We start from the raw sequence: 22,324 nt of genomic DNA on the forward strand, positions 1-22,324 counted from the left end.
CCCGTGAGATGTGCTCTCGTGTATACAATGCAATGGAGCCCACGACCAGAATTGAACTGGTGACCTTATCCTTACCAAGGATACGCTCTACCAACTGAGCTACATGGGCTTGGTCGCGGGGGACCGATTTGAACGGTCGACCTTTGGGTTATGAGCCCAACGAGCTACCAGGCTGCTCCACCCCGCATTCCTCGCTGTCGTTGTGCATAGGCACACAAACAGCAGTATGTATACTACTCGAAAAGCACAAGAAGTCAATCACCATCGAAGCACCGAACGCTCCGCAGGAGGTGCCGCACTACAGAAGCTGCCCAAGAGGGCATGCACAATCCTCCTGACGGAGGAGTGCTGCTCCAGTTGAAACGCTGGAGCGGGAAACGGGATTCGAACCCGCGACAACCTGCTTGGAAGGCAGGGGCTCTACCGCTGAGCTATTCCCGCCAGTGCAATGGTGGGCAGGGAGGGATTCGAACCCCCGTAGGCATTGCCAACAGATTTACAGTCTGCCGCCATTAACCGCTCGGCCACCTACCCACACTGGAGCCGACGACCCGAATTGAACGGGTGACCAGTTGATTACAAATCAACCGCTCTACCAGCTGAGCTACGTCGGCCTGCATCGCAGTTAGTATAGGTGCAAAGCCGCGTCTGTCAAGCTGCAGAGCGGGGCAGACCTATGAGAGCGCTTTTCCCAGCTTCCGCTTTGCTCTGGCGAGCGCATTCGAAACGGACGCCTTCGACAGGCTCAATCCTGCAGCGATGACCTCGAGAGTCTCGCCCCGGAGATGTCTCTCGAAACACGCGCGTTCGCAATCACTGAGCGTGGCAGCGAGCGCAATCATGTCAGGGACTCCTGCCTGTGCAGGGTCGCCGAGGGAACTCCCCCATCCATCGAGAGTGTCCGACAGCTCGACGTGAGAGCCGGCAGCTCGACGTGCCATGTCGATGAGTCTGTGCGATGCGACAGTGGCAATGTATCCGTCGAGACCGCCCCGCTGGACATCATAGGTACGAATGGCGCGTAGAAAGCCCAAGACAGCCTCGGCGAGACAATCGTCTCGTTCGTCTCGTTCGGTGCAGTACTTGCGGGCAACAAACTTGAGGAGAGGCATGTATAGGCCCAGCAGCTCCTCAAATGCCATATTGTCGCCCGCCAGAAAGCGCTGCCTCAGCGATTCGACGTTTTCCGATGAGCGACCGCTTCTAGGACTCGATGGCACGGAAGAGCACAACCGCGAGTGCCGTAGAGACGTTCAGCGAATCGATGCCCGGCCTCATCGGAATCGTGATGAAGAAGTCCGCATTCTTCCGTGTGAGTTCGCGCATGCCGGCGCCCTCGCTGCCGACAATAAACGCAGACGGACACGCGTACTTCTCCTTCCGGTAGTCATGACCATCTGCCGCCTCCAGCCCGTACAGCCAATAGCCGTCCTTCTTGAGTCGTTCCATGGCATATGCCAGATTCGCTACGACGGCAATTGGAAGTCCGAATACCGTCCCGGCCGAGGCAGATACCGCCGCTGGCGAAAACGGACTTGTCCGGTCCTTTGTGACGATGAGGCCCCCGGCTCTTGACGCAGCAACCACACGGATAATCGCTCCCAGATTGTGCGGATCGGTGACCTGGTCCACGAGGACGACTGAACGGCGAGCGGGCTCAGGAGACATCGCCCCCATGAGAGCGTTCATGTCCAGTAGCCGCACTCGCGCGCACTGAGCCGCGATACCCTGATGAGGGACATCACCGAGGCTCTTCTGGAACCACGATCCGACCTTGTACTCCATCGGCACCTTCAGCCGCGAAGCCACATCCTTGATCATCCGGATACGGTCGTCTTTCTCCGAACCAGCTTCAAAGATGACTTTCTCGACCGGATGCTCAGCGGACAGCGCACCCAGGACCGAGTTCTTACCATAGATAAGCATACCTGCTGGTCTCGTTCTTTGAATGTTAGCCACGGATGCGATACCTCACGCCGTCAACGCCGTCCTCCAGAGCGATACCAACACTCCTGAGGCGCTCCCTGATCTGGTCAGCCATGTCGTACTGTCCTGCCTCACGAGCGATCCGACGCTTCATGGCAATCGCGTCGAGAAGATCGCTCGCAGAGTCGTGATCATCAACAGCAGCTCCAACCTCCACGGCAACGGCCATGAGCGCCTGCTGCTTGCCGACCAGAAGACTGGATTTGTGTTCCATGTAGTCACTCGTCTGGTCAAGCCCAAACACCCAGAGCGCGGACCGGAAGGCTTCGAGCGCACGAGAAGCCTCTGATCCACCGAGCAGCCGCTCCGAAGCCGTGCGGCGCACTCGAGTCATGAATTCGTAGACGGCAGCGAGTGCACGGGACGCATTGAGATTGTCTGCCAGAGAAGCGTCGAACTCGCCGAGAAAACCAGAACATATGCTCTCAAACTCCACATTGACGCCGTCATCGGACGCCTGAGTCAATCCTTGCAGAAACGCCTCGAACTCTGCCATGCGCTCATAGTTCGTGAATGCCTGCCCGAACCCCAAAATGTTGAACTTCAGAGGTTTCTCGTAGGACGTCTGCAGAAGATAGAGCCGGACAACCTGCCCTGGATACTGCTCCAGCAGTTCGCGCACGGTCATGACATTGCCGAGTGACTTCGACATCTTGTCGCCGCCCATGTTGACCATGCCGGAGTGCATCCAGTATCGAACAAACTGCTGTCCGTCCAAAGCTGCCTCGCTTTGCGCTATCTCATTTTCGTGGTGAGGGAAGATGAGGTCCTCGCCTCCCCCGTGAATGTCGAACCCTGCCCCGAGATGCCTCAGACTCATCGCCGAACACTCGATATGCCATCCCGGACGACCCTTTCCCCAGGGACTGTCCCATGAGATCTCGCCGGGTTTTGCGAACTTCCACAGAGCGAAATCCAGCGGGTCCTCCTTCGCTTCGTTCACCTCTACCCGTGCCCCGCTGCGCATCTCGTCGACGGAACGGCCCGAAAGACGGCCGTAACGACCAAACTTGCGAACAGCAAAGTAGACTCCGTCTGATGAGACATAGGCATAACCATTTTCGATGATGTGACCAATGAGGTCGATAATGTCCTGGATGCTTTCCGATACCCTTGGCGTGATGTCCGGAGGAAGAACATTCAGTGCCGCCATATCCTCAAGATATTCGCCGATGAAGCGAGCAGAGAGATCGAGGGCCGCAACCCCCTGCTCCTGAGCTCGTCGGATGATCTTGTCGTCGATGTCTGTGTAGTTGCTGACGTGGGTCACGGCATAGCCCGCGCGCAGGAGGTAGCGTTTGAGAAGATCGTAGACGGCGGCCGTCCGCGCATGCCCGATGTGTGCCGAGGCATACGGCGTAACCCCGCATATATACATGGTGATTTTGCCTGGCTCACGGGGCACGAGTTCGACGGTCTTCCGCGTCAGCGTATCATGAATCCTCATCGTTGGTTTCCTCCACTGCACAAGCGTACCTACAGGGTATCAAAAAAGGCAGCAGACACAATGTCCTGCTGCCCGGTGAACTGCGAGAGAGTTTGTCTAACGTTTCCTGTACTGAGTGGCCTTGCGGGCACCCAGGAGACCGTACTTCTTGCGCTCTTTGATACGAGCATCGCGCGTCAGAAGCTTGGCCTTCTTCAGAACCGGCTTGTTCTCCGGGTTCTGCTCAACCAGCGCGCGGGCAATTCCATGGCGAACGGCTTCGGCCTGGCCATTGAAGCCACCACCGGCAACGCTCACAATCGCATCGAACATAGGCGTACCCCCCATGACGGTGAAGGCAGCCATGGTTTTCATGGACACCGTCTGGACTGGAAAGTAGACCTCGACCGGCTTGCCATTTACGACAATCTTGCCGGTTCCCGCAACGAGGTGAACACGCGCAATAGCAGTCTTTCTCTTACCCGTTCCCCAAATCTGCGTGGTTGCCACAGCATCCTCCCTAGTTAGCCTTGAACTCAACAGGCTTCTGAGCCTGGTGAGGATGCTCGGGCCCCTGATAGACGCGCAGGTTGCTGAGCAATTCCTTGCCAAGTGTGTTCTTCGGCAGCATGCCGCGAACCACACGCTTGAGCAGGAAGTCTGACCGCGTCTCAAGCATCTTGTTCCAATTCGTGGCCTTCAGGCCACCCGGGTAGAACGAGTGATGATAGTGCATGGTCTGCGTACCCTTCTTGGGATCGATTGCCAGCTTCGAAGCGTTGATGACGATGACATTGTCGCCAACCATCGCATTCGGCGTGAACTCTGGTCTGTCCTTGCCGCGAAGAATGTTGGCAATGACCACGGCAAGTCGCCCAACGCTCTGGTCCGTAGCATCAATCAGAATCCAGCGACGGGTAACCGTCTCTGGTCTAAAAAACGTTGTCTTCATTCATATCCTCCTGGTCAATTCTTTACTAGATTACCATAAACCCGCGATTAGTCAACGCCTTGAGGCAGCAAACGATGGTGGACCCACATGCCCGGAGAGGGTTCGGGCAGGTGGCTATACGCATCGCGCAGCAGCTATCAAGCGTAGTCGACGGCAACCAGGTAGAGGCCGCCAGCGGCCATCACCTGTCGCGTATACGGGACCTCGAGGCCTGCAAACGCGTTGTTCCACGTTTCGGCACCGATCCTCCCTTGCCCGGCCTTGAGAACGAAGTACGCCATGCGGCGTACCATATGATACAGGAAATGATCGCCTGAGACCATGAAGATAACCGCCTTATCCGTTTCCATGACATCAACCGCACTCAGCGTGCACGTCGTGTCTCGACGCGGCCTGCTTGGATCAATATTCCCGAACCCCTTGAAATCATGTGTTCCAAGCAGTGCATGCGCAGCCTCATTCATCGCACCGGTCTTGACCGGATACTCGAGTCGATACGCATAACGAGCGAGGAACGGGGTCCAGCTTCCTTCCTTTATAAACACGTAGGCGTAGGACTTTCTCACTGTAGAAAACCGGGCGCTGAAGTTGGCGCTCTCACGAACGCAACCACGAATCGTGAGCCACTCAGGCATCATGACGGGGATGCGTCGTACGACGCGTTCATAGAGAGCATCGTCACGCAGAACGAAACTCACAACATTGTGAAGCGCGTGGACGCCTCTGTCGGTTCGTGACGCCCCGACGACAGGAACGTACGATCCACAAACGGCCTTCAGCGCCCCCTCGACGGTGCCCTGCACACTCACCAGGGATTCCTGCTTCTGGAAGCCATAGGTGAAGGAGCCGTCGTAGGCTATGTCCATACGCACCGTTACAGGAACAGACGCCATAGGATGACCCCGGACAGAGCAACTGCCGTTCCAAGAAGAATGAAGGCATCGAAGGACCGAAAGTGACGTGCATGATATCTTGTTCGGGGACTCCCTACGCGAAAGCCCCTTGCCTCCATCGCGACGGCCAGGTCGTCTGCCCGGCGAAAGGAGGAAACAAACAAGGGGATGAGAATCGGAATGAAGCTCTTCATACGCGCGACGAGGCTGCCTTCCCCGATCCGGGCCCCCCGCGAAACCTGAGCACGGATGATGCGCTCGGTTTCCTCGAGAATCGTTGGCACAAAGCGCATGGCGATGCTCATGACAAGAGCAATTTCGGCGGAAGGCAGGCCAATATGGCTCAGCGGCTTCAGCAGATCTGACACAGCGTCGGTCAACTCTATGGGAGAAGTACTCGCGGTAAGCAGGACGCTCACCAGCGTAAGCAGGACCAACCTGCAGAGAATGAAACCGGCCAGTCCCAATCCCTCGCGCGTGATGCGAACAAACCCGAATTGCCAGATAGGCGTGCCAGGAGTGAAGAATGCCTGCACCACGACGGTGAGTACAATGAGAAACAGGATGGGCTTGAGGCCACGAGCAAAGAAGCGCAGGGGTATTCTTGAAACCCCGATGCCAACGGCCAAGAAAACGGCAATAGGAACATACTGCACCGTCTTCGTCGCAACAAAAACCCCAATCATGAGAGCTATGGTCGAAACGAGCTTCACCAGAGCGCCAGACCGGTGGACGACCGAAGTTCCAGGGTAGTGCTGACCAAGAACAAAACTGCGAGAGAGGGCCACTATGCTCCTCCCAGGTCAGAGACGCACAGCCTCAACGAATCCAGCATCCGGCCCGTCGAGCCCTCGTTCACCGTGAGGGTGCTTCCGCACTCCTTGAGTGCACGTGCAAGGCGGTAGCTCTCCGGAAGCTCCAGACCCGTTCTGTCGACCAGTTCCGCGTCACGAAAGAATGCGTCGGTCGATCCCTGGAACGCCACTGTTCCCCCGTCAAGGACCACCACCTCCTTGCAGAACTCGGCAACCTCGTCCATGTTGTGGGACACGAGAATCACGGTGACATTCCCGGTCTGGCGCAGTGACTCCAGCTCGGTCAGGACGGCAAGCTTGGAGCCAGAGTCGAGCCCCGCGGTGGGTTCATCGAGCACGATGTACTTCTGACCCATCGCGATGACCGAGGCAATGGCCACGCGACGCTGTTCTCCCCCGCTCAGCTGAAAGGGAGACAGCGGCAGGAAACGGTCCGGATCAAGACCGACGGTGCTCATCGCCTTGTGAACGCTTTCGTCGACCTGCTCTTTGCTGAATCCATAGTTGCGGCAGCCAAAAGCTACCTCCTCAAAGATGGTCTCGGCAAAAAACTGGTCCTCGGGATACTGGAACACGATGCCAACTCTGCGGCGTATCTTGGCAAGCACTGTCCTCTCGTTGGAGACTCTCTCATCGTCGACAATGACATCCCCCCGTGTCGAAAACAGGAGCCCGTTCAGGTGCTCGACCAGCGTCGACTTGCCCGAACCCGTCCTTCCCACGACACCCACGAAGGCACCATCGTCGATGTGCACGCTGATCCCCCGGAGCGCGAAGTACTCGAAGGGCTCGCCACTATCGTAAATATAGTCCACGTTCTTCAGCTCAATTGACATGTCGCTCTCGCGAATTCCTCAGGGGTCAGACACAACGGGAAGTCCGTCCAGCGCTCTTGCATGAGGAACGAAGCTCGAGCGCTCAGTGGTAGCACCAGGCCTCCCAGCTCTACGACCGCTGGATCCGAGAAGATCGCACGCGGCGAGTCCCAAGCCGCCAGCGCTCCATTCGCCAGTACGCCTACGCGTGACGCAACAAGCACTTCGTCCAGAAGATGAGTGACGATGACGATGCCGATTCCCAACTCGCTGTTGAGGCGGAGTACCGTCTGCATCACCTCGCGGCGATTGGTCGGATCCAGGAGAGACGTTGCCTCGTCCAGAATGAGGAATGAAGGCTTCATAGCAAGCACTCCAGCAATAGCCACTTTCTGCTTCTGCCCACCGGAAAGACGATGAGGGGGATAGTCGCGGAACTGTTCCAGGCCAAGAAGATACAATGCATCTCCAACGCGCCGTACCATTTCGGCATGGGGAAGCTCGAGGTTCTCGAGCCCAAAAGCGATATCGTCTTCTACAGTCGTCGCCACCAACTGGTTGTCCGGATTCTGGAACACCAGGCCGACGTCAAGTCCTGGACGAACATCCATGACTGGTTGGATGTCACCGTCCGGCAGCAGACGCACACTGCCGGACGTCGGACGCAAAAGCCCGCTGACAAGGCGGGCTAGCGTACTCTTGCCGGACCCGTTGGGGCCGACAATCGCGGAGATTGAGCCATCTGGCAACTCCAGGTCTATGTCACGAAGGACCTGGACAGCCCCCGCGGAGGTCTCGATTTGATACGAGACCTTGTCGAGGCGAATCATCTACTTCTCTACAAACTCCAGGACCGCCATGTTCGCTGCATCACCCTTCCGATATCCGGCCTTGATGATACGCAGATAGCCACCCGGGCGGGTGATGTAGCGATCCTTCGTCAGCTTGAAGGCTTCGTCGACCGCTTCTGGCGTCAAAAGGTAGGCGTGCAGCTTGCGCCGCGTCGTCAGGTCGTCGACCTTTGCAGTCGTGATGAGTTTCTCCACCACACGCTTCACTGACTTTGCACGAGTAACTGTTGTCTCAATGCGACCTTTCTCGATCAATGAGGTCGAGATATTCCGCAGCATCATGCTCCGCAGGCCGCTGTATACGCCAAGCTTCTTCAGTTTTCTTCCATGTCTCATAGCAGGAATACTCCTCTCGTCACGTTCGCGCTTACCACCGGTTGCGCGCTAATCTTCTGGGATGCTGATGCCGACATCTCTGAGGGCTTCGTCAACGCTCTTGCGACCGGCCTCCCCGAAACCGCTGACAGTCTCTTCACGATGCTCCAGATAGTCAGCCACAGTCTCGACACCCGCCTTCCTGAGAACCTCTACCCAGCGGCTCTTCACACCATCCACAGTCTCAAGGCTCTTCGACATGACGTTTTCGTTGGACGTCGTTGCTTCCGAAGCACTATCCACAGAACCCTGCGTGGTCAGACACGCAAGCAACTGCCGCGCGTGACGATCCACGATGTGAAGAGCTTCTTCAAGCGCATCGCGGGCTCTGGTGGTTGGAAAATGGGAAATTTCGACAATCAGGCGTTCAGAGTCAGCCTTCTGTTTGATTCTTACAGGTTCGACAGTGAAATTGGCTGTCCGTACAGGAGAGTAGATGCTGTCGAGCGCAATAGTGTCGACCGTCCCGTTCAGCAGCTCGTGGTTCTCCTCGTTGCTGACATACCCTACGCCGGTGCGCAATAGCACCTGAAGATCGATGACGCTGTCATCTGCGGAGAGTTCCGCAATCTTCAACTCTGGATTGAAAATCTTCACCAGTGAGTTCTTCTCGAAATCCTCGGCCTTCACCACGCCCCTCCCCTGTCGCTTGAGAGAAAGGGTGGCTTCGCTGCCATCGACAATGGAGACCTGGAGGTTTCTGATGTTGAAGATGAGCTCCTGAAGATCTTCCTTGATGCCAGGCAGTGACGTGAACTCATGAAGTGCACCGTTCACCTTGATTGCCACAGGCGCACTCCCGGGAATCGAAGACAAGAGAGCACGGCGAAGTGCATTACCCATCGTGGTTCCGTATCCATGCTGCAATGGCTCGAAGACGAACTTGCCGTATTCGGCGGTCTCTTCAGCAGATGTCAGTCTGATACCTTCAAGCCCTTCTATCATGGCAGGCTCCTACTTCGAGTAGTACTCGATGACAAGACGGGTATTAATGGGAATGCCAATCTGCTCAGCCGTCGGAATCGTGAGCACAGTGCCCTCGAACTTGTCTGGGCTGAACGAAAGCCACTGCGGAGTGGCCGGCTTGCTGGCCACGGACTCCTGTACGCCGATCATGGACTTTCCGGTATCAGTCAGCGTCACAACATCTCCCATTCTGACCTGGTACGAGGGAATGTCGACGCGGTGTCCATTGACGAACACGTTGCCGTGGCATACCATCTGGCGAGCGGACTTGCGACCCGGCTGGATTCCCATCCGGAACACAACGTTGTCGAGACGCCGCTCCAGAAGCTCCAGCAACTTGCCGCCTGTGGGAATCGCCTTCTGGGAGTTCGCAAGAGCGAAGTAGCTCCTGAATTGGCGCTCTGCCAGACCATAGGCAAGGCGAAGACGTTGCTTCTCCTTGAGGTGAAGCTCGTAGTCGCTGTCCTTGCGGAACTTCTGGTCGATTCCGTGCTGACCCGGCCCCATCTTGCCGCGCTCGATCGCGCACTTGCCGCTGGAGCAGCGAGAGCCCTTAAGGAACAGTTTCGTATTCAGTGCGCGGCACTTCCGGCACGATGCATCAATATATCTGGACATGGTCGCCTCCTATACCCTTCTGATCTTGCGCGGCCTGCACCCATTGTGCGGGATGGGCGTAACGTCCTTGATGGACGAAACGTTGAGGCCAGCAGACTGCAGAGCACGGACAGCGATCTCACGACCCGAACCAGCGCCCTTCACGAACACGCTTACTCTGGACATTCCCATCGCGATAGCCTTCTCGGCTGCTTTCTGTGCGGCAACCTGAGCAGCAAATGGGGTCCCCTTCTTGGAACCCTTGAAACCGGCGCTTCCGGACGAGCCCCAGCATACAGTGTCGCCCTGGGCATCGGTGATCGTTACAAGGGTGTTGTTGAACGACGAGAAAACATATGCTTTCCCTTCGCCAACGACCCGTTTCTCTTTCTTGCGCTTGACCACTTTCTTCTTGATGTCTGCCATACGATCCCCTTTGCCTATACCTTGGATGCCTTGGAACCGACGGTCTTCTTCGGTCCCTTGCGCGTGCGAGCATTCGTCCTGGTGCGTTGACCGCGAACGGGTAGTCCTCTCTTATGACGGACACCACGGTAGCAGTTGATCTCCATGAGCCTGCGGATGTTGGTCGAGACTTCTCGGCGAAGATCGCCCTCAACGACGAGATTATCATTGATGGCCTTCTGGATTGCGAGAATCTCGCTCTCCGTCAGGTCCTTGACCTTCTTGTCCTCAGACACTCCTGCAACACTGCAGATCATCTTATAGTTTGACTTGCCGATGCCGTAGATGTAGGTCAGGGCAATGCCTACCTTTTTCCCGGCAGCAAGATCGATACCACTAATACGAGCCACTAGTCCTCCTTTACTTACCCTGGCGCTGCTTGTGCTTCGGGTTCTCGCAGATCACCATGAGCGTACCGTTGCGCTTCACAACCTTGCACTTAGCACAGATCTTCTTTACAGACGGTCTCACTTTCATAGGTCGCTACTCCTTTCAACTCTTTGACAACTACAGCCGGTAGGTGATACGTGCTTTTGAAAGGTCATAGGGTGTTATCTCAAGCCTTACCTTGTCTCCCGGCAGGATCTTGATGAAGTTGAGCCTCATCTTTCCGCTGATATGAGCCAGCACAATCTTGCCGTTGCCCAGTTTTACGCGGAACATCGTTCCCGGGAGCGTTTCCACTATGACGCCTTCTGTCTCTATGACTTCTTTTTTGTTCATGGCTGTGTCAGGATGATGGGGCCCTGAGCCGTGACGGCTATCGTATGCTCGAAGTGCGAGCTCTTGTGTCCGTCAACGGTAACAACCGTCCAATCATCGTTCAGAACGCGGACAGCGCTGCTGCCAGCGTTGACCATGGGTTCGATCGCGATCACCAGTCCCTCCTTGAGAGTAATACCCGTACCGGCACTGCCGTAGTTGGGAACCTCGGGATCCTCATGAAGATCCTTTCCAACACCATGCCCGACGTAGTCACGCACGACACTCATGCCCTGGGCCTCAGCCACCTGTTGAACTGCATGACCAATGTCTCCCAGACGAGCTCCCACATGCGCGGCGTCGATGCCGGCGTACAGGCTCCTTCGGGTCGTCTCGATAAGCTTCTCATCTTGGGATGCCACCGGCCCACAAGCGACAGTAATGGCGGAGTCTGCATAGTATCCTTCATAGATGAGACCGAGATCCAGCGAAACGACGTCACCTGAATTCAGAACGCGATGCCCCGGAATGCCGTGGATGACCTGCTCGTTGATGGAAACGCAGAGCGTTGCCGGATAGCCGCCATAGTGCAGGAATGCCGGCTTCGCTCCGAGCTCACGGATGCGAAGTTCTGCCGCACGGTCCAGTTCGAGAGTCGTCACACCGGGAGAAACCATCTCTCCTACCTGGTGCAACACCTCGGCGAGCTTGGCCCCGGAAACACGCAGGTGCTCGATGTCCGAAGCAGACTTAAGCCGGATCATCAAGAGCCCCCTGTATCCTGGCAAAGACAACACCCGGAGCACTGGCTCCATCAACAGTGATGAGCTTCCCCTGATCGCCGTAGTACACGGTCAGAGTCTTCGTCACCGCTTCGTACGTACTCATCCTTGTCCTGACACTCTCCTCACGGTCATCTTCCCGCTGGATGAGGGGTGCGCCACAGAGGTTGCAGAGTCCCTCCCTCTCTGGCTGCGAATAGTACACGTTGTACACACTGCCGTCGGAAGGACAGACGCGCCGTCCCGATATGCGGCGGAACGCTGTCTCGATCGGCAGGTCTACGTATACGGCTGCGGTCAAGCTAAGGTTTTGCTTTGTCAGATACTCGTCGAGAAATGCGGCTTGAGCGACAGTCCTCGGGTACCCGTCCAGAACAAAGCCTGCTTGCGCCTCCTGGGTCGACAGAAACGATTCGACGACAATCATGTTGACATCCTCGTCGCTCACAAGACCCCCAGCATTGATCTTGGCCGCAACCTCGGCAGGCAGCTTGCCCTCCCGCCGAAGATTCCGGAAGTACTCGCCACTCGAGAAGGTGGGCACTCCCCAAGTCTGTGCGATGAGCGCACCTTGAGTGCCCTTTCCCGAGCCCGGCAGTCCCAATAGGATGATACGTGGGTACTGCGTCATTATTTCATGAACCCCTTGTAGTGACGCATCATCATGTATGCCTCGATCTCCCGCACGGTCTCTAGTGCTACGCCGATAATGATAAGCAGCGAAGTACCACCGAAGGCAAAAGCCGAGATTTGCAGGTTCCGCATCGCGATGTTCGGCACGATGGCAAGGAACGCCAGGAAAATCGCAGTCGGCAACACAATCCGATCAAGCACGTTCTTGATGTAGTGCGCGGTTGCCTCGCCAGGACGAACACCAGGCACATAGCCCCCGTATTTCTTGAGATCATCCGCAATCTTGGTGGGATCGTAGGTAATCTCCGTGTAGAAGTACGTGAAGAAGATAATCAGAAAGAAGAAAACGATATTGTGCGTCAGCGTCGTCGACTTCGTCAAGGGTTCTGCAATATGAAGATAGAACCAGGACGTCGACCAGAACTGCGACACGGTCGCAGGGAACATCAGAACGACCGAAGCGAAGATGATCGGGAGTACGCCCGCTTGCACGAGTTTCAGAGGGATATACGTAGACTGACCACCGTAGACCTTGCGGCCGACGATACGCTTTGCGTACTGCACTGGGACCTTGCGCTCGCCTTCATAGGCAAACAGGACTAGAAGGAGGAGTGCGATTGCCCCCAGGATACCGCCGACGAGGCCCAGAACACTGAGCGACTTGGCCTGGGTCAACCTGAAGGCCTGTGCCACGCCGACGGGAATGCGGCTCACAATGCCTGAGAAGATGATAAGTGACACACCGTTGCCAATCCCTCGCTCGGTCATGACTTCTCCAAGCCACAGCACGATGTATGCTCCGGCTGTAAGACTCAGAACGATCAGGAGTTTCACGAAGAAGCCTGTGTTCGAGAGGTACTGCTGGAAGATGGCCAAGATACCAAACGACTCGATGATCGCCAATCCAAGAGTGAGATACCGAGTATACTTCGCAATCTTCCGCTGACCTTCCTTGCCGCCCTCCTTGCGGAGCTCCTGGAGCGCCGGGATGACCGAGCCGAGGAGTTCGATGATAATGGAGGCATTGATGTACGGAAGGACGCTCAGCGAGAAAATGGCGAAGTTGGCAACGCCACCGCCCGAAAACAGGTCAAGGAGGCCCAGAAAACCCCCCTTGCCAACCAGCTGTGCCACGGCTGCACGGTCGATACCAGGCACAGGGATGTATGTCCCGAGCCTGATAACGACAAACATCATGAGCGTGAACAGAATCCTGTTGCGCAGATCTGGAAGCCTGAAAGCCCTCCTCAGCGTCTCGAACATCAGACGACCTCGCAGGTGCCGCCAGCCTTCTCGATCTTCTCACGAGCCGAAGCCGAGAAACCCGACGCCCGCACCTGAACCTTTGTCGTCAGTTCACCGTCTCCGAGTACCTTCACTGGAGCGTTGTAGAGCGCATTCAGGTCAAGGGGCATTTCGCCCTCGTATCCCTCGAGTGCGCCGATGTTGACGGCAACGTACACTGTCCGGACGTGGGGTCTGAATCCATGCTTCTTCGGAAGACGGCGATAGAGTGGGGTCTGTCCACCCTCGAATCCAACGCGCTTGCTGCGCCCAGAACGAGCTTTGGCCCCCTTGCGGCCGTAACCGCTCTGTTTGCCCTTGCCGCTCCCGGCCCCGCGGCCGATAACTTTTGGACTGTCGATGAAACCTTCTGGTCTGACCATCTCGTTGAGTTTCATTGACGAGCCTCCGCAGCGCGCGGCTCGGCATTGATACGGTCCTGCCGACGCAGGTTGCGCATTAATGTCATCTGCTCGATGTCGCGCAGTCCGTCGATCGTAGCTGCAGCAAGAGAGATAGAATTCGAGCTGCCGAGGGACTTCGTGAGAACATCCTGGACTCCAACCTTCTCCATGATCTGGCGAACCACGCCGCCGGCGACAATACCAGTTCCAGTCACAGCGGGCTGAAGATACACCCAGCCTGCGCCGGTACGGGTCTTCGTCGAGAACGGCAGCGTCGTGCCCTTCAGCGTGAAGGAAATGAGGTTGCGCTTGGCAGCCGTGATTCCCTTCTGGATCGCCAACGGGATTTCGATGGCCTTGCCGATCCCGATGCCGACCTTGCCCTTCTTGTTGCCGACAACGACAAGGACCCTGAACTTCATCTTCTTGCCGCCTTTGACGACCTTGGTAACGCGGTCGATGCTGATGACCGATTCTTCGTATTCTTTGGGTTCAAACGAACGTCTTGCCACAGCTTCCTCCTAGAATTCCAGTCCCGCAGCGCGCGCGGCTTCGGCAAGCGCCTTGATGCGACCATGGTAGGAATGCCCACCCCGGTCGAAGGCTACAGTCTTGACACCCATCTGGAGCGCCTTGTCGGCTATCTCCGTGCCAACCATCTGACAGGCCACCGTATTGTTGGCCGCCACTACCTGGCCATCCGCCTTGCGCTTAAGGTTCGACGCGGCAGCAAGGGTAATACCCTTGTCATCATCGATAAGTTGAACATACACATGCTTCAGGCTGACGAAGACAGCAAGCCTTGGTCGCACTGCGGTTCCTGCCAGCTTCTTGCGGATCCGGTCATGTCGTCTCTCGCGAGCTTCTTCTCTATCGTGTCTCTTGATCATTGTTCCCCCTACGCACCAGACAAGGCCTTTTTGCCAGCCTTGATCCTGACTTTTTCGCCAGCATACCGGATACCCTTGCCCTTGTAGTGGTCAGGCACACGCACCTTGCGAACATTCTGTGCGAACTGCCCCAATCCCACAGCATCGGCACCGGTCATCGTGATCTTGACGTTGTCGGTCACTTCAACTTTGATGCCCTCAGGAATCTTCACGGGCACGGGATGCGAGTACCCAACAAGCAGAGTCAGGTTGCCTGCATCGACGGCGGCCTTGTAGCCAACGCCAACGATTTCGAGACGCTTGATGAAACCCTCGGTGACGCCTTTCACAAGGCTCGAGAAACGCGCCGACGTCGTGCCGTGCATGACATTGAGCGTCTCCTGAAAAGCCGGATCAAGGACGAACCGGACCTGATCTCCCTCGACGGTATAGTCAATGTGCTCAGGAACCTCGAGCGTCAGGAAACCGCGAGGTCCCGTGACCGTCAGCATACGACCTGACTCCACCACAGTGACGCCGGCCGGAATCGTAGTAAGTCTCTTGCCTATTCTCGACATACCGTCCCCCTTACCAGACGAAGCAGATGACCTCGCCGCCAAGCCCTTCCTTGCGAGCCTGCACGTCGGTCATCAGCCCCTGCGGGGTGGAGATGATTGCCATACCGGCGCCCATCAGAACGCGCGGCACTGCATCTTTCTTCACATAGATGCGGCGGCCTGGAAGACTGATACGCTTCAGGCCGGTAATGTAACGACCACGAGTCTTTGTGTATTTGAGATCGAGCTTCAAGTACTTGCGGTTGTCGCGGATGATCTCCGAAACACCACCAACATAGCCCTGTCTCTTGAGAATCAGCGCGAGTGCACTGTTCATCTCGGAATACGGGGCAATGGTAGAGTCGTGGTAGACCAGGTTCGCATTTCTCACCCTGGTCAAGAAATCCGAAAGTGCGTCAACTCTGGACATGTCTCCTCCTCTACCAGCTAGCCTTCTTGACGCCCGGAAGCTTCCCTTCGAGTGCCATCTTGCGGAAGCAGAGCCTGCACAGGCCGAACTCCCGATAGTACCCGCGGGACCGCCCACAGATCTTGCACCTGTTGTGGGCCCTGGTCGAGAACTTGGGCTTGCGAAGAGCCTTGTTGATCATAGCTTTTCTTGCCATAGTGTCTCCTTACACCCTATCTCTGCCTGAACGGCACGCCGAACGCTTCAAGCAAGGCCTTGCACTCTTCGTCAGTCTGTGCGGTCGTGGTAACGGTGATGCTCATTCCACGGGCCTTGTCCACCTTGTCGTAAGAGATCTCGGGGAACACGAGCTGTTCCTTGAGCGCGAAGGTATAATTGCCGCGACCGTCGAAAGACTTGGGAGAGAGTCCCTTGAAGTCTCTGATACGTTCAAAAACCACCGTAACGAGCTTCTCCAGGAAGGCATACATCCGAACACCTCTCAGCGTAACGGCGACACCCACAGGGGCGTTCTTCCGAATCTTAAACGTCGCGATAGACTTCTTGGCCAAGGTGACGATGGGCTTCTGCCCGGAGATCAACCCGATCTCCTCGACACTGCTGTCGATAACCTTGGGGTTTTCGGTCGCCTCACCAATACCACGGTTGATCGTGATCTTCGCAACGCGCGGAATACGCATGACGTTGGTGTAACCGAAGCGCTTCTGAAGGTCCTTGCGGACCTCATCCTTGTACTTCACCCTGTAAACATCCGAGAAGCTGGTAAGCTCACGCTTCGCCAGAACCTTGCTCTTGGCCGGCGCCTTCTCCTTCTTGGCAGGGACTGGTGCAGTTGTTGCCTTCTTCGTCGTTTCCTTGGCTGCCATAGCGCGCCCCCTTACACCTTATCGATCGTCTCGTTGCAGACTCTGCACGAGCGAACGGACTTGTCGCCCTCGACAAGGCGATGCGCGACCCTGGTCGGCTGGTGGCAGCTTGGGCAGATGAGCATGACTTTGCTGGCAAGAATCGGGGCTTCACGCTTGGCGATCTTGCCCTGCGGCATGTCCTGCGTGGGGCGAAGGTTCTTGGAAACCATGTTGATGCCTTCAACCAGAACCTTGCCAGCGGTCGGGATCGTCTTGATGACCTTGCCCTTGTTGCTCTTGTCCTTGCCTGACAGAACGACGACTGTATCGCCTTTCCTGATATTCAAGAACTTCACAGTACCCTTCATGGTCAACTCCTACACAACTTCCGGTGCGAGCGAGGTAATCTTGAGATAGCCCTTGTCACGCAGCTCCCGGCAGACTGGTCCAAAAATACGCGTCCCCTTTGGGTTGCCATCGTCGTCGATGAGAACAGCAGCATTCTGGTCGAAACGTACCAGACTGCCATCGGGCCGACGAACTTCTCTCTTCGTCCTGACGATAACACACTTGACGACCGCGCCCTTGATGACTGCTGCGTTTGGAGCGGCCTTCTTCACGGTAACCACACACTTGTCGCCAACATGCCCCACCTGATGCTTGTTGTTCGTAAGGACCGTGATGATTCTGACTTCCTTCGCGCCGGAGTTGTCGGCGACGATCATGTGACTGTAGGGTCTAAGCATTCTGCGCCCCCGGGACAGCCGTGCCCACCTTGGTCACGACCTCGACAAGCCTCCAACGCTTTGAGCTGGAGATCGGACGGGTGAACCTCACCACGACTGTATCGCCAACAGAAGAAATGCGCCTGCTGTCGTCGGCGTACAGCTTGGTTGTGCGCACGGTGATGCGGCCGAAGCTGCCTCGAACCATGCGTTTGACCCCAACGACAACGCGACCTTCCTGTGCCTTGAGCACTATTCCCTTCTCGACAATCTCTGCAGCCATTACTTGACCTCCTGCTTCTTCGACGCGAGACCCATCGTGCGCTCGTGCTCGACCGTCAGGATCTTGGCGATATCATGACGGACTTCCTTCACGCGGGCCGTGTTCTTGAGTTGGCGTGTAGCAAGCTGAAATCTCAAGTTGAACAGCTCCCGACGAAGGTTCTCCATGTTCACTTTGAGTTCAGCGTCCGACATGTCTCTCACTTTGTTGATCCTCATTAGCTCCCCCTTGATAAGAAGCGTGTCCTGATGGGCAACTTGAAGGAAGCCAGTCTGGTGACTCGGCGAGCCTCTTCTTCGGTGATCCCGGACATTTCAAAGAGAATTCTCCCAGGCTTGACGACGGCAGCCCAATGATCGACGTCTCCCTTGCCCGAACCCATACGGGTTTCCGCTGGTTTCTTCGTAATAGGCTTATCGGGGAAGATGCGAATCCACATCTTTCCCTTCTTGTGAACGGCCGACACCAGAGACAGACGAGCTGCCTCGATCTGACGGTCCGTCACCAGGGAGCACTCCATGGCCTGCAGCCCGAATTCGCCGAACGAAAGTTCGGCACCCCGAGTGGCCATGCCGCGCATCCTTCCACGGTGCATCTTTCTGAACTTGGTTCTCACAGGTAATAGCATGATGACCTCTCCTTGCTCAGTCTACGTCCTCACTGAAGAAGACCCTCTTGGGTGCATCTCCCTTGTAGAGCCACACCTTGACTCCGATACGGCCGAACTTGATGAGAGCCGGCTCATAGGAGTAGGTTACGTCAGCTTTCAAGGTCTGAAGCGGCACGCGTCCTTCACGATACCACTCGGTACGGGCGATCTCGGCTCCGCCGAGACGGCCACTGCACTGAACCTTGATACCGCCTGCGCGAGCTCTCATTGCACGCTTGATGACCTGTTTCATCGCGCGCTTGTAGGAGACACGCTTCTCGATATCTGCAACAATACTCTGTGCCAGAATCTTGGCGTCGAGATCGGGATGCTTGATTTCCTTGACATCGACGTGCAGGACTTCCTGCTTGTTGGTCAGTGTCTTCTTGAGGTTCGCCTCGATCTTCTCGAGCTCAGCCTTGTTCCGGCCGATAAGGGCACCAGGACGCGCGCTGTGCAAGCGCACAGTGACATTGAAACCCTTTCTCAGAATCTCGATCTCCGAGATGGCAAAGTCGCGCTCGATCTTGCCGATCTCCTCGCGAATGTGATAATCCTCCAGAACGAATTCGCTGTAGTTCCTCTTCGATGCAAACCACTTGGATTGCCAGTCCTGGGTAATGCCAAGCCTGAATCCATACGGATGTACTTTCTGGCCCACCTAAGCCTCCTCTTTCTCAGCTACGCAGATATAGATCCGGGAGAGGGGCTTGCGGATGATATCCGCACGACCCATGCCTCTCGGGGAGACTCTCTTGACTCCACCCTGCCCGTCGATGAGAATCTTGGACACATACAGCGTGTCACGGTTCATCTTGAAATTGTTCTCGGCATTGGCAGCGGCAGACAGCATGACCTTCTTGATGGTAACGGCAGGCCGATTGGGCAGCGAGTCGAGAATGGCAACCGCCTGGTCGACATTCTTCCCCCTGATAAGGTCGGCCACCAGGCGTGTCTTGAATGGAGAAAGCCGAATGTGCTCAAGTTTCGCAAATGCTTCCATCTTGCACCTACCTCAACGCGCTGGTACGCGCTGTCGGAACAGTGTGACCATGGAAGTTGCGGGTGAGCGCAAACTCACCGAGCCTGTGCCCAACCATCGCCTTCGAGATGTAGACGGGAACATGGGTCTTGCCATTATGGATGGCAATCGTATGCCCCACCATCTCCTCGACCACATGAGAACGACGACTCCATGTCTTGACGAGCTTCTTCTCACCTTTTCGGTTCATTTCCAGGATCCTGCCGAGCAGACGTTCCTCGACAAAGCCCTTGTTGGTCTTCGTATCGCTCATCGGCGTTCTCCTAGTTTATACGCTTCAAAATATACTTGTCGGACTGATTCTTCTTCTTGCGGGTTTTGTAGCCGAGAGTCGGCTTGCCCCAAGGAGTAAGAGGTCCAGGGTGTCCGACAGGAGACTTGCCTTCACCACCACCGTGCGGGTGGTCGACGGGGTTCATGGCAACACCACGCACAGACGGACGAATGCCGCGGTGACGGGAATTGCCAGCCTTTCCGAGGACTTCCTTGTTGTGATCAAGATTGCCAACCTGTCCAATGGTGGCCCTGCAGTCCAGGGAAAACTTCCGGATCTCGCCGGATGGCATGCGGATCTGTGCCCAACCGGCTTCCTTGGCCAATAACTGAGCTGAGGCGCCAGCGGCACGCGCCACATGAGCGGACTTGCCGGGGAACAGTTCGATGTTGTGGATGGTCGTTCCCAAAGGCATTTTGGCAAGTTTGGTGTTGTTGCCTGCCCGGATCTCAACGTTGTCACCGGACATGATGGTCTCGCCGACTTTCAGGCCCTCTGGCAGAAGGATATACGTCTTCTTGCCGTTGGCGTACTGCACAAGAGCAATCAGGGCAGAGCGGTTGGGGTCGTATTCGATCTCAGCCACCTTGCCTGGAACGTTCTCAACGTCCCGCGCGAAGTCAACAACGCGATAGAGCTGACGAACACCAGAACCCTGGTGACGAACCATGATCTTGCCCGTGTTGTTTCGCCCGGCCTTTTTGCGCAGGCCAAAGGTCAGGGACTTCTCAGGAGTGTCCCGGGTGACCTCGGTGTGAATGAGCGTCTTCCTGGAACGAATTCCCGGAGACGTTGGTTTATAGGATCTCACAATACTCATGGGGCACCCTCTTAAACGTTAGTGATAACGTCGATCTTGAACCCAGGCATCAGCGCAACGACCGCCTTCTTCTTCGAAGGCGTCATACCGATCGAAGCCTTCCGCATCCTCTTCTTGCCGTGAGTCCTCATGACGTTGACCCAAGCAACTTTCACGTTGAACATCTTCTCGACGGCGTCCTTGATCTCCATCTTGGTGGAGTTCTTGACGACGACGAACTCATATCTGCCCTCTTCCGTCATGCTCATGCTCTTCTCGGTAACGATGGGGTACAGCAGGATCTCTTTGCTCATGCATACACCTCCTCGGCGCCCTTCAGGGCCTCTTCGGTGAAAACGACCGTGGAATGCAGGAGCACATCATACGCGTTCAACTCCGAGAAATGAAGCAGACCAAGCCGGGGAAGGTTGAGGCCGGAAAGAACAACTTCACCATTCTCCTCAGCAAAGACAAGCAATGCATTCTCCGGAATGCCCGCAGCCTTCAGCGCCGTCAAGAGCGCCTTCGTCTTGGGCTGCTCGAGCTTGAGTCCGTGCAGAACCACAATCGCGTTCTCGCCGGCCCGCTGGGCCAGCGAACTGAGGATGGCGCTGCGCCTGGTCGACTTGTTCAGGTCAAGGGTAAAGTCTCTAGCCTTGGGACCGAAGACAACTCCTCCACCCTTCCACTGCGGCGCGCGCTTGCTGCCCTGACGCGCATGCCCGGTGCCCTTCTGTTTCCAGACCTTCTTTTTTGTCTTGTTGATCTCACTGCGACCCTTCGTGTTTGCAGTCCCGCGACGCAACCCAGCCAGGAACTTCTTGACGCCCATATACATGGCCGTCTCACTGATGCTGCAGCCAAAGAGTCCTTCGACGAGTTCAACTTCACCGGCGTCGGCGCCAGTAACATCAATCATCTTCACAGTGCTCATATCTCTACCTCTCAAGCCCTGATCGTCAGGAGCGCGTTGTCTCCGCCAGGAATACTGCCCTTGACCACAAGCAGGTTCTTCTCAACGTCGACTGCGATCACCCTGATTCCTGTGACAGTCGTCACGTGGCAGCCCATGTGACCGGCCATCTTGTGATTCTTGAAAACGCGGCCAGGAGTCAGGCGGCACCCGATGGCGCCCACACGACGAAGGCCCTTCGACCCGTGGCTCTTGAACCAGCCTGCGAAGTGCCAGCGCTTGACGGGACCCTGGTACCCTTTGCCTTTAGAGACTGCGGTAATGGTAAGAACTTTGAGTCCGTCGAGTACACTCACGTCGACCTTGTCGCCCACTGTCCCTTCCATGCCACGGAACTCCTTAAGATGCCTCAACGCCGGCACACCAGCTTTCTTGCAGACGCCAGTCTCCGGCTTGTTGATCAGAGACGCACGTGCCTCTCCATAACCAAGCTTCACGCCCTCATAGCCGTTGCGCTCCTTAGTGAGCACGTCGACGACGAAGCATGGGCCGGCCAGTATGACCGTCGCAGGGACGAATCTGTCCTCATGGAACACACTGGTCATGCCAACCTTCTTGCCAATTATCCCCTTGCTCATCTTAGCCACCAGCCTACAGCTTGATCTCGATATCCACGCCCTGCGGCAGGTCAAGGCCCATGAGCGCCTTGGTTACCTCAGGAGTGGGATTGGTTATCTCGATCAGCCTCTTATGAATGCGCATCTCAAACTGCTCACGCGACTTCTTGTCGACGTGGGGCGATCGGAGCACCGTGAATATGCTCTTCTCGGTTGGAAGCGGAATGGGTCCCGAAACACGAGCCCCCGCCTGCTGGATGATCTCCACGATCTTCCCAGCCCAAATGTCGAGCGTTCTGTGATCAAACGCTCTTAGCCTTATACGAACTTTTTGCTTCGCCATAGCAACTCCTTGGATGAATGACTGCCCGA

39 protein-coding genes and 5 tRNA genes are annotated in these 22,324 nt (G+C 56.4%); all 44 read right to left on the reverse strand.

The window, feature by feature from the left end:
- Positions 1-33: 33 nt before the first annotated feature.
- Positions 34-109: transfer RNA gene (locus C0398_06880), tRNA-Thr, on the reverse strand.
- A 1-nt stretch (position 110) separates the two neighbouring features.
- Positions 111-187: transfer RNA gene (locus C0398_06885), tRNA-Met, on the reverse strand.
- A 179-nt stretch (positions 188-366) separates the two neighbouring features.
- Positions 367-441 (reverse strand) — tRNA-Gly (locus C0398_06890).
- Positions 442-449: 8 nt separating this feature from the next.
- Positions 450-534: transfer RNA gene (locus C0398_06895), tRNA-Tyr, on the reverse strand.
- A gap of 4 nt (positions 535-538) precedes the next feature.
- Positions 539-614 (reverse strand) — tRNA-Thr (locus C0398_06900).
- 60 nt (positions 615-674) lie between these two features.
- A complete protein-coding gene (locus C0398_06905) occupies positions 675-1,142 on the reverse strand; it encodes a hypothetical protein (protein MBA4365703.1) in 468 nt (155 codons plus the stop codon).
- A 61-nt stretch (positions 1,143-1,203) separates the two neighbouring features.
- Positions 1,204-1,926 carry a 23S rRNA (guanosine(2251)-2'-O)-methyltransferase RlmB gene (locus C0398_06910; protein MBA4365704.1) on the reverse strand — a complete coding sequence of 241 codons (723 nt, stop codon included), beginning with the start codon at positions 1,924-1,926 and terminating at the stop codon, positions 1,204-1,206.
- A gap of 25 nt (positions 1,927-1,951) precedes the next feature.
- Positions 1,952-3,433 carry a cysteine--tRNA ligase gene (locus C0398_06915; GenBank protein MBA4365705.1) on the reverse strand — a complete coding sequence of 494 codons (1,482 nt, stop codon included), beginning with the start codon at positions 3,431-3,433 and terminating at the stop codon, positions 1,952-1,954.
- 96 nt (positions 3,434-3,529) lie between these two features.
- Positions 3,530-3,922 (reverse strand): 30S ribosomal protein S9, encoded by a 393-nt coding sequence (locus C0398_06920; GenBank protein MBA4365706.1) that lies wholly within the window; start codon positions 3,920-3,922, stop codon positions 3,530-3,532.
- 10 nt (positions 3,923-3,932) lie between these two features.
- A complete protein-coding gene (locus C0398_06925; protein ID MBA4365707.1) occupies positions 3,933-4,364 on the reverse strand; it encodes a 50S ribosomal protein L13 in 432 nt (143 codons plus the stop codon).
- A 137-nt stretch (positions 4,365-4,501) separates the two neighbouring features.
- On the reverse strand, positions 4,502-5,257 hold the full coding sequence (locus tag C0398_06930) for a hypothetical protein (GenBank protein ID MBA4365708.1): 756 nt from the start codon (positions 5,255-5,257) through the stop codon (positions 4,502-4,504).
- Complete coding sequence (locus C0398_06935; protein ID MBA4365709.1) at positions 5,239-6,048, reverse strand: transporter; 810 nt, start codon at positions 6,046-6,048, stop codon at positions 5,239-5,241. Before C0398_06935 ends, C0398_06930 begins: the two co-directional genes overlap by 19 nt.
- A complete protein-coding gene (locus C0398_06940; protein MBA4365710.1) occupies positions 6,045-6,908 on the reverse strand; it encodes an energy-coupling factor transporter ATPase in 864 nt (287 codons plus the stop codon). Before C0398_06940 ends, C0398_06935 begins: the two co-directional genes overlap by 4 nt.
- Positions 6,893-7,717: an energy-coupling factor transporter ATPase gene (locus C0398_06945; protein ID MBA4365711.1), complete on the reverse strand. Its 825-nt coding sequence runs from the start codon at positions 7,715-7,717 to the stop codon at positions 6,893-6,895. The genes C0398_06940 and C0398_06945 overlap by 16 nt, the downstream gene beginning before the upstream one ends.
- On the reverse strand, positions 7,718-8,074 hold the full coding sequence (locus C0398_06950) for a 50S ribosomal protein L17 (protein ID MBA4365712.1): 357 nt from the start codon (positions 8,072-8,074) through the stop codon (positions 7,718-7,720). It lies immediately after the preceding gene.
- A 48-nt stretch (positions 8,075-8,122) separates the two neighbouring features.
- Positions 8,123-9,058 carry a hypothetical protein gene (locus tag C0398_06955; GenBank protein ID MBA4365713.1) on the reverse strand — a complete coding sequence of 312 codons (936 nt, stop codon included), beginning with the start codon at positions 9,056-9,058 and terminating at the stop codon, positions 8,123-8,125.
- 9 nt (positions 9,059-9,067) lie between these two features.
- Entirely contained in the window at positions 9,068-9,697 is a 630-nt protein-coding gene (locus C0398_06960; protein MBA4365714.1) for a 30S ribosomal protein S4, read from the reverse strand.
- 9 nt (positions 9,698-9,706) lie between these two features.
- On the reverse strand, positions 9,707-10,102 hold the full coding sequence (locus tag C0398_06965; GenBank protein ID MBA4365715.1) for a 30S ribosomal protein S11: 396 nt from the start codon (positions 10,100-10,102) through the stop codon (positions 9,707-9,709).
- Between the two features lie 14 nt (positions 10,103-10,116).
- Positions 10,117-10,491 carry a 30S ribosomal protein S13 gene (locus C0398_06970; protein MBA4365716.1) on the reverse strand — a complete coding sequence of 125 codons (375 nt, stop codon included), beginning with the start codon at positions 10,489-10,491 and terminating at the stop codon, positions 10,117-10,119.
- 10 nt (positions 10,492-10,501) lie between these two features.
- Positions 10,502-10,618 carry a 50S ribosomal protein L36 gene (locus C0398_06975; GenBank protein ID MBA4365717.1) on the reverse strand — a complete coding sequence of 39 codons (117 nt, stop codon included), beginning with the start codon at positions 10,616-10,618 and terminating at the stop codon, positions 10,502-10,504.
- Between the two features lie 30 nt (positions 10,619-10,648).
- A complete protein-coding gene (locus tag C0398_06980) occupies positions 10,649-10,864 on the reverse strand; it encodes a translation initiation factor IF-1 (GenBank protein ID MBA4365718.1) in 216 nt (71 codons plus the stop codon).
- Positions 10,861-11,607, reverse strand: coding sequence for a type I methionyl aminopeptidase (gene map, locus C0398_06985; protein ID MBA4365719.1), 747 nt, complete (start codon positions 11,605-11,607; stop codon positions 10,861-10,863). The genes C0398_06980 and map overlap by 4 nt, the downstream gene beginning before the upstream one ends.
- Positions 11,594-12,256, reverse strand: a complete 663-nt coding sequence (locus C0398_06990; GenBank protein ID MBA4365720.1) for an adenylate kinase — start codon at positions 12,254-12,256, stop codon at positions 11,594-11,596. The genes map and C0398_06990 overlap by 14 nt, the downstream gene beginning before the upstream one ends.
- Positions 12,256-13,521, reverse strand: a complete 1,266-nt coding sequence (locus tag C0398_06995) for a preprotein translocase subunit SecY (GenBank protein MBA4365721.1) — start codon at positions 13,519-13,521, stop codon at positions 12,256-12,258. Before C0398_06995 ends, C0398_06990 begins: the two co-directional genes overlap by 1 nt.
- Positions 13,521-13,940, reverse strand: a complete 420-nt coding sequence (locus tag C0398_07000; protein MBA4365722.1) for a 50S ribosomal protein L15 — start codon at positions 13,938-13,940, stop codon at positions 13,521-13,523. The genes C0398_06995 and C0398_07000 overlap by 1 nt, the downstream gene beginning before the upstream one ends.
- Positions 13,937-14,458: a 30S ribosomal protein S5 gene (locus C0398_07005; GenBank protein ID MBA4365723.1), complete on the reverse strand. Its 522-nt coding sequence runs from the start codon at positions 14,456-14,458 to the stop codon at positions 13,937-13,939. Before C0398_07005 ends, C0398_07000 begins: the two co-directional genes overlap by 4 nt.
- A 9-nt stretch (positions 14,459-14,467) precedes the next feature.
- Entirely contained in the window at positions 14,468-14,836 is a 369-nt protein-coding gene (locus C0398_07010) for a 50S ribosomal protein L18 (protein MBA4365724.1), read from the reverse strand.
- Positions 14,837-14,844: 8 nt separating this feature from the next.
- Positions 14,845-15,393: a 50S ribosomal protein L6 gene (locus C0398_07015; GenBank protein MBA4365725.1), complete on the reverse strand. Its 549-nt coding sequence runs from the start codon at positions 15,391-15,393 to the stop codon at positions 14,845-14,847.
- 10 nt (positions 15,394-15,403) lie between these two features.
- The gene (locus tag C0398_07020) at positions 15,404-15,802 is read right to left on the reverse strand and encodes a 30S ribosomal protein S8 (protein ID MBA4365726.1); all 399 of its coding nucleotides are present in this window, start codon (positions 15,800-15,802) and stop codon (positions 15,404-15,406) included.
- Between the two features lie 10 nt (positions 15,803-15,812).
- Positions 15,813-15,998, reverse strand: coding sequence for a type Z 30S ribosomal protein S14 (locus C0398_07025; GenBank protein ID MBA4365727.1), 186 nt, complete (start codon positions 15,996-15,998; stop codon positions 15,813-15,815).
- A 16-nt stretch (positions 15,999-16,014) separates the two neighbouring features.
- Positions 16,015-16,668, reverse strand: coding sequence for a 50S ribosomal protein L5 (locus C0398_07030; protein ID MBA4365728.1), 654 nt, complete (start codon positions 16,666-16,668; stop codon positions 16,015-16,017).
- Between the two features lie 11 nt (positions 16,669-16,679).
- Positions 16,680-17,018 carry a 50S ribosomal protein L24 gene (locus tag C0398_07035; protein ID MBA4365729.1) on the reverse strand — a complete coding sequence of 113 codons (339 nt, stop codon included), beginning with the start codon at positions 17,016-17,018 and terminating at the stop codon, positions 16,680-16,682.
- A gap of 9 nt (positions 17,019-17,027) precedes the next feature.
- Entirely contained in the window at positions 17,028-17,396 is a 369-nt protein-coding gene (locus C0398_07040) for a 50S ribosomal protein L14 (protein ID MBA4365730.1), read from the reverse strand.
- Entirely contained in the window at positions 17,389-17,658 is a 270-nt protein-coding gene (rpsQ, locus tag C0398_07045; protein ID MBA4365731.1) for a 30S ribosomal protein S17, read from the reverse strand. Before rpsQ ends, C0398_07040 begins: the two co-directional genes overlap by 8 nt.
- The gene (locus C0398_07050) at positions 17,658-17,876 is read right to left on the reverse strand and encodes a 50S ribosomal protein L29 (GenBank protein MBA4365732.1); all 219 of its coding nucleotides are present in this window, start codon (positions 17,874-17,876) and stop codon (positions 17,658-17,660) included. The genes rpsQ and C0398_07050 overlap by 1 nt, the downstream gene beginning before the upstream one ends.
- On the reverse strand, positions 17,876-18,286 hold the full coding sequence (locus C0398_07055; protein ID MBA4365733.1) for a 50S ribosomal protein L16: 411 nt from the start codon (positions 18,284-18,286) through the stop codon (positions 17,876-17,878). The genes C0398_07050 and C0398_07055 overlap by 1 nt, the downstream gene beginning before the upstream one ends.
- Before the next feature lie 16 nt (positions 18,287-18,302).
- Positions 18,303-18,968, reverse strand: coding sequence for a 30S ribosomal protein S3 (locus tag C0398_07060; GenBank protein ID MBA4365734.1), 666 nt, complete (start codon positions 18,966-18,968; stop codon positions 18,303-18,305).
- Positions 18,969-19,310 (reverse strand): 50S ribosomal protein L22, encoded by a 342-nt coding sequence (locus C0398_07065; protein ID MBA4365735.1) that lies wholly within the window; start codon positions 19,308-19,310, stop codon positions 18,969-18,971.
- A gap of 7 nt (positions 19,311-19,317) precedes the next feature.
- Complete coding sequence (locus C0398_07070) at positions 19,318-19,602, reverse strand: 30S ribosomal protein S19 (protein ID MBA4365736.1); 285 nt, start codon at positions 19,600-19,602, stop codon at positions 19,318-19,320.
- Between the two features lie 10 nt (positions 19,603-19,612).
- The gene (locus C0398_07075; protein ID MBA4365737.1) at positions 19,613-20,443 is read right to left on the reverse strand and encodes a 50S ribosomal protein L2; all 831 of its coding nucleotides are present in this window, start codon (positions 20,441-20,443) and stop codon (positions 19,613-19,615) included.
- A gap of 11 nt (positions 20,444-20,454) precedes the next feature.
- On the reverse strand, positions 20,455-20,736 hold the full coding sequence (locus C0398_07080) for a 50S ribosomal protein L23 (GenBank protein ID MBA4365738.1): 282 nt from the start codon (positions 20,734-20,736) through the stop codon (positions 20,455-20,457).
- A complete protein-coding gene (locus tag C0398_07085) occupies positions 20,733-21,356 on the reverse strand; it encodes a 50S ribosomal protein L4 (GenBank protein MBA4365739.1) in 624 nt (207 codons plus the stop codon). The genes C0398_07080 and C0398_07085 overlap by 4 nt, the downstream gene beginning before the upstream one ends.
- Positions 21,357-21,367: 11 nt before the next feature.
- Positions 21,368-21,973 carry a 50S ribosomal protein L3 gene (locus C0398_07090; GenBank protein MBA4365740.1) on the reverse strand — a complete coding sequence of 202 codons (606 nt, stop codon included), beginning with the start codon at positions 21,971-21,973 and terminating at the stop codon, positions 21,368-21,370.
- A 13-nt stretch (positions 21,974-21,986) separates the two neighbouring features.
- Positions 21,987-22,295: a 30S ribosomal protein S10 gene (locus C0398_07095; protein MBA4365741.1), complete on the reverse strand. Its 309-nt coding sequence runs from the start codon at positions 22,293-22,295 to the stop codon at positions 21,987-21,989.
- Between the last annotated feature and the right edge of the window lie 29 nt (positions 22,296-22,324).

This window comes from Coprothermobacter sp. (genome assembly GCA_013824685.1).
GTDB lineage: Bacteria > Caldisericota > Caldisericia > Cryosericales > Cryosericaceae > Cryosericum.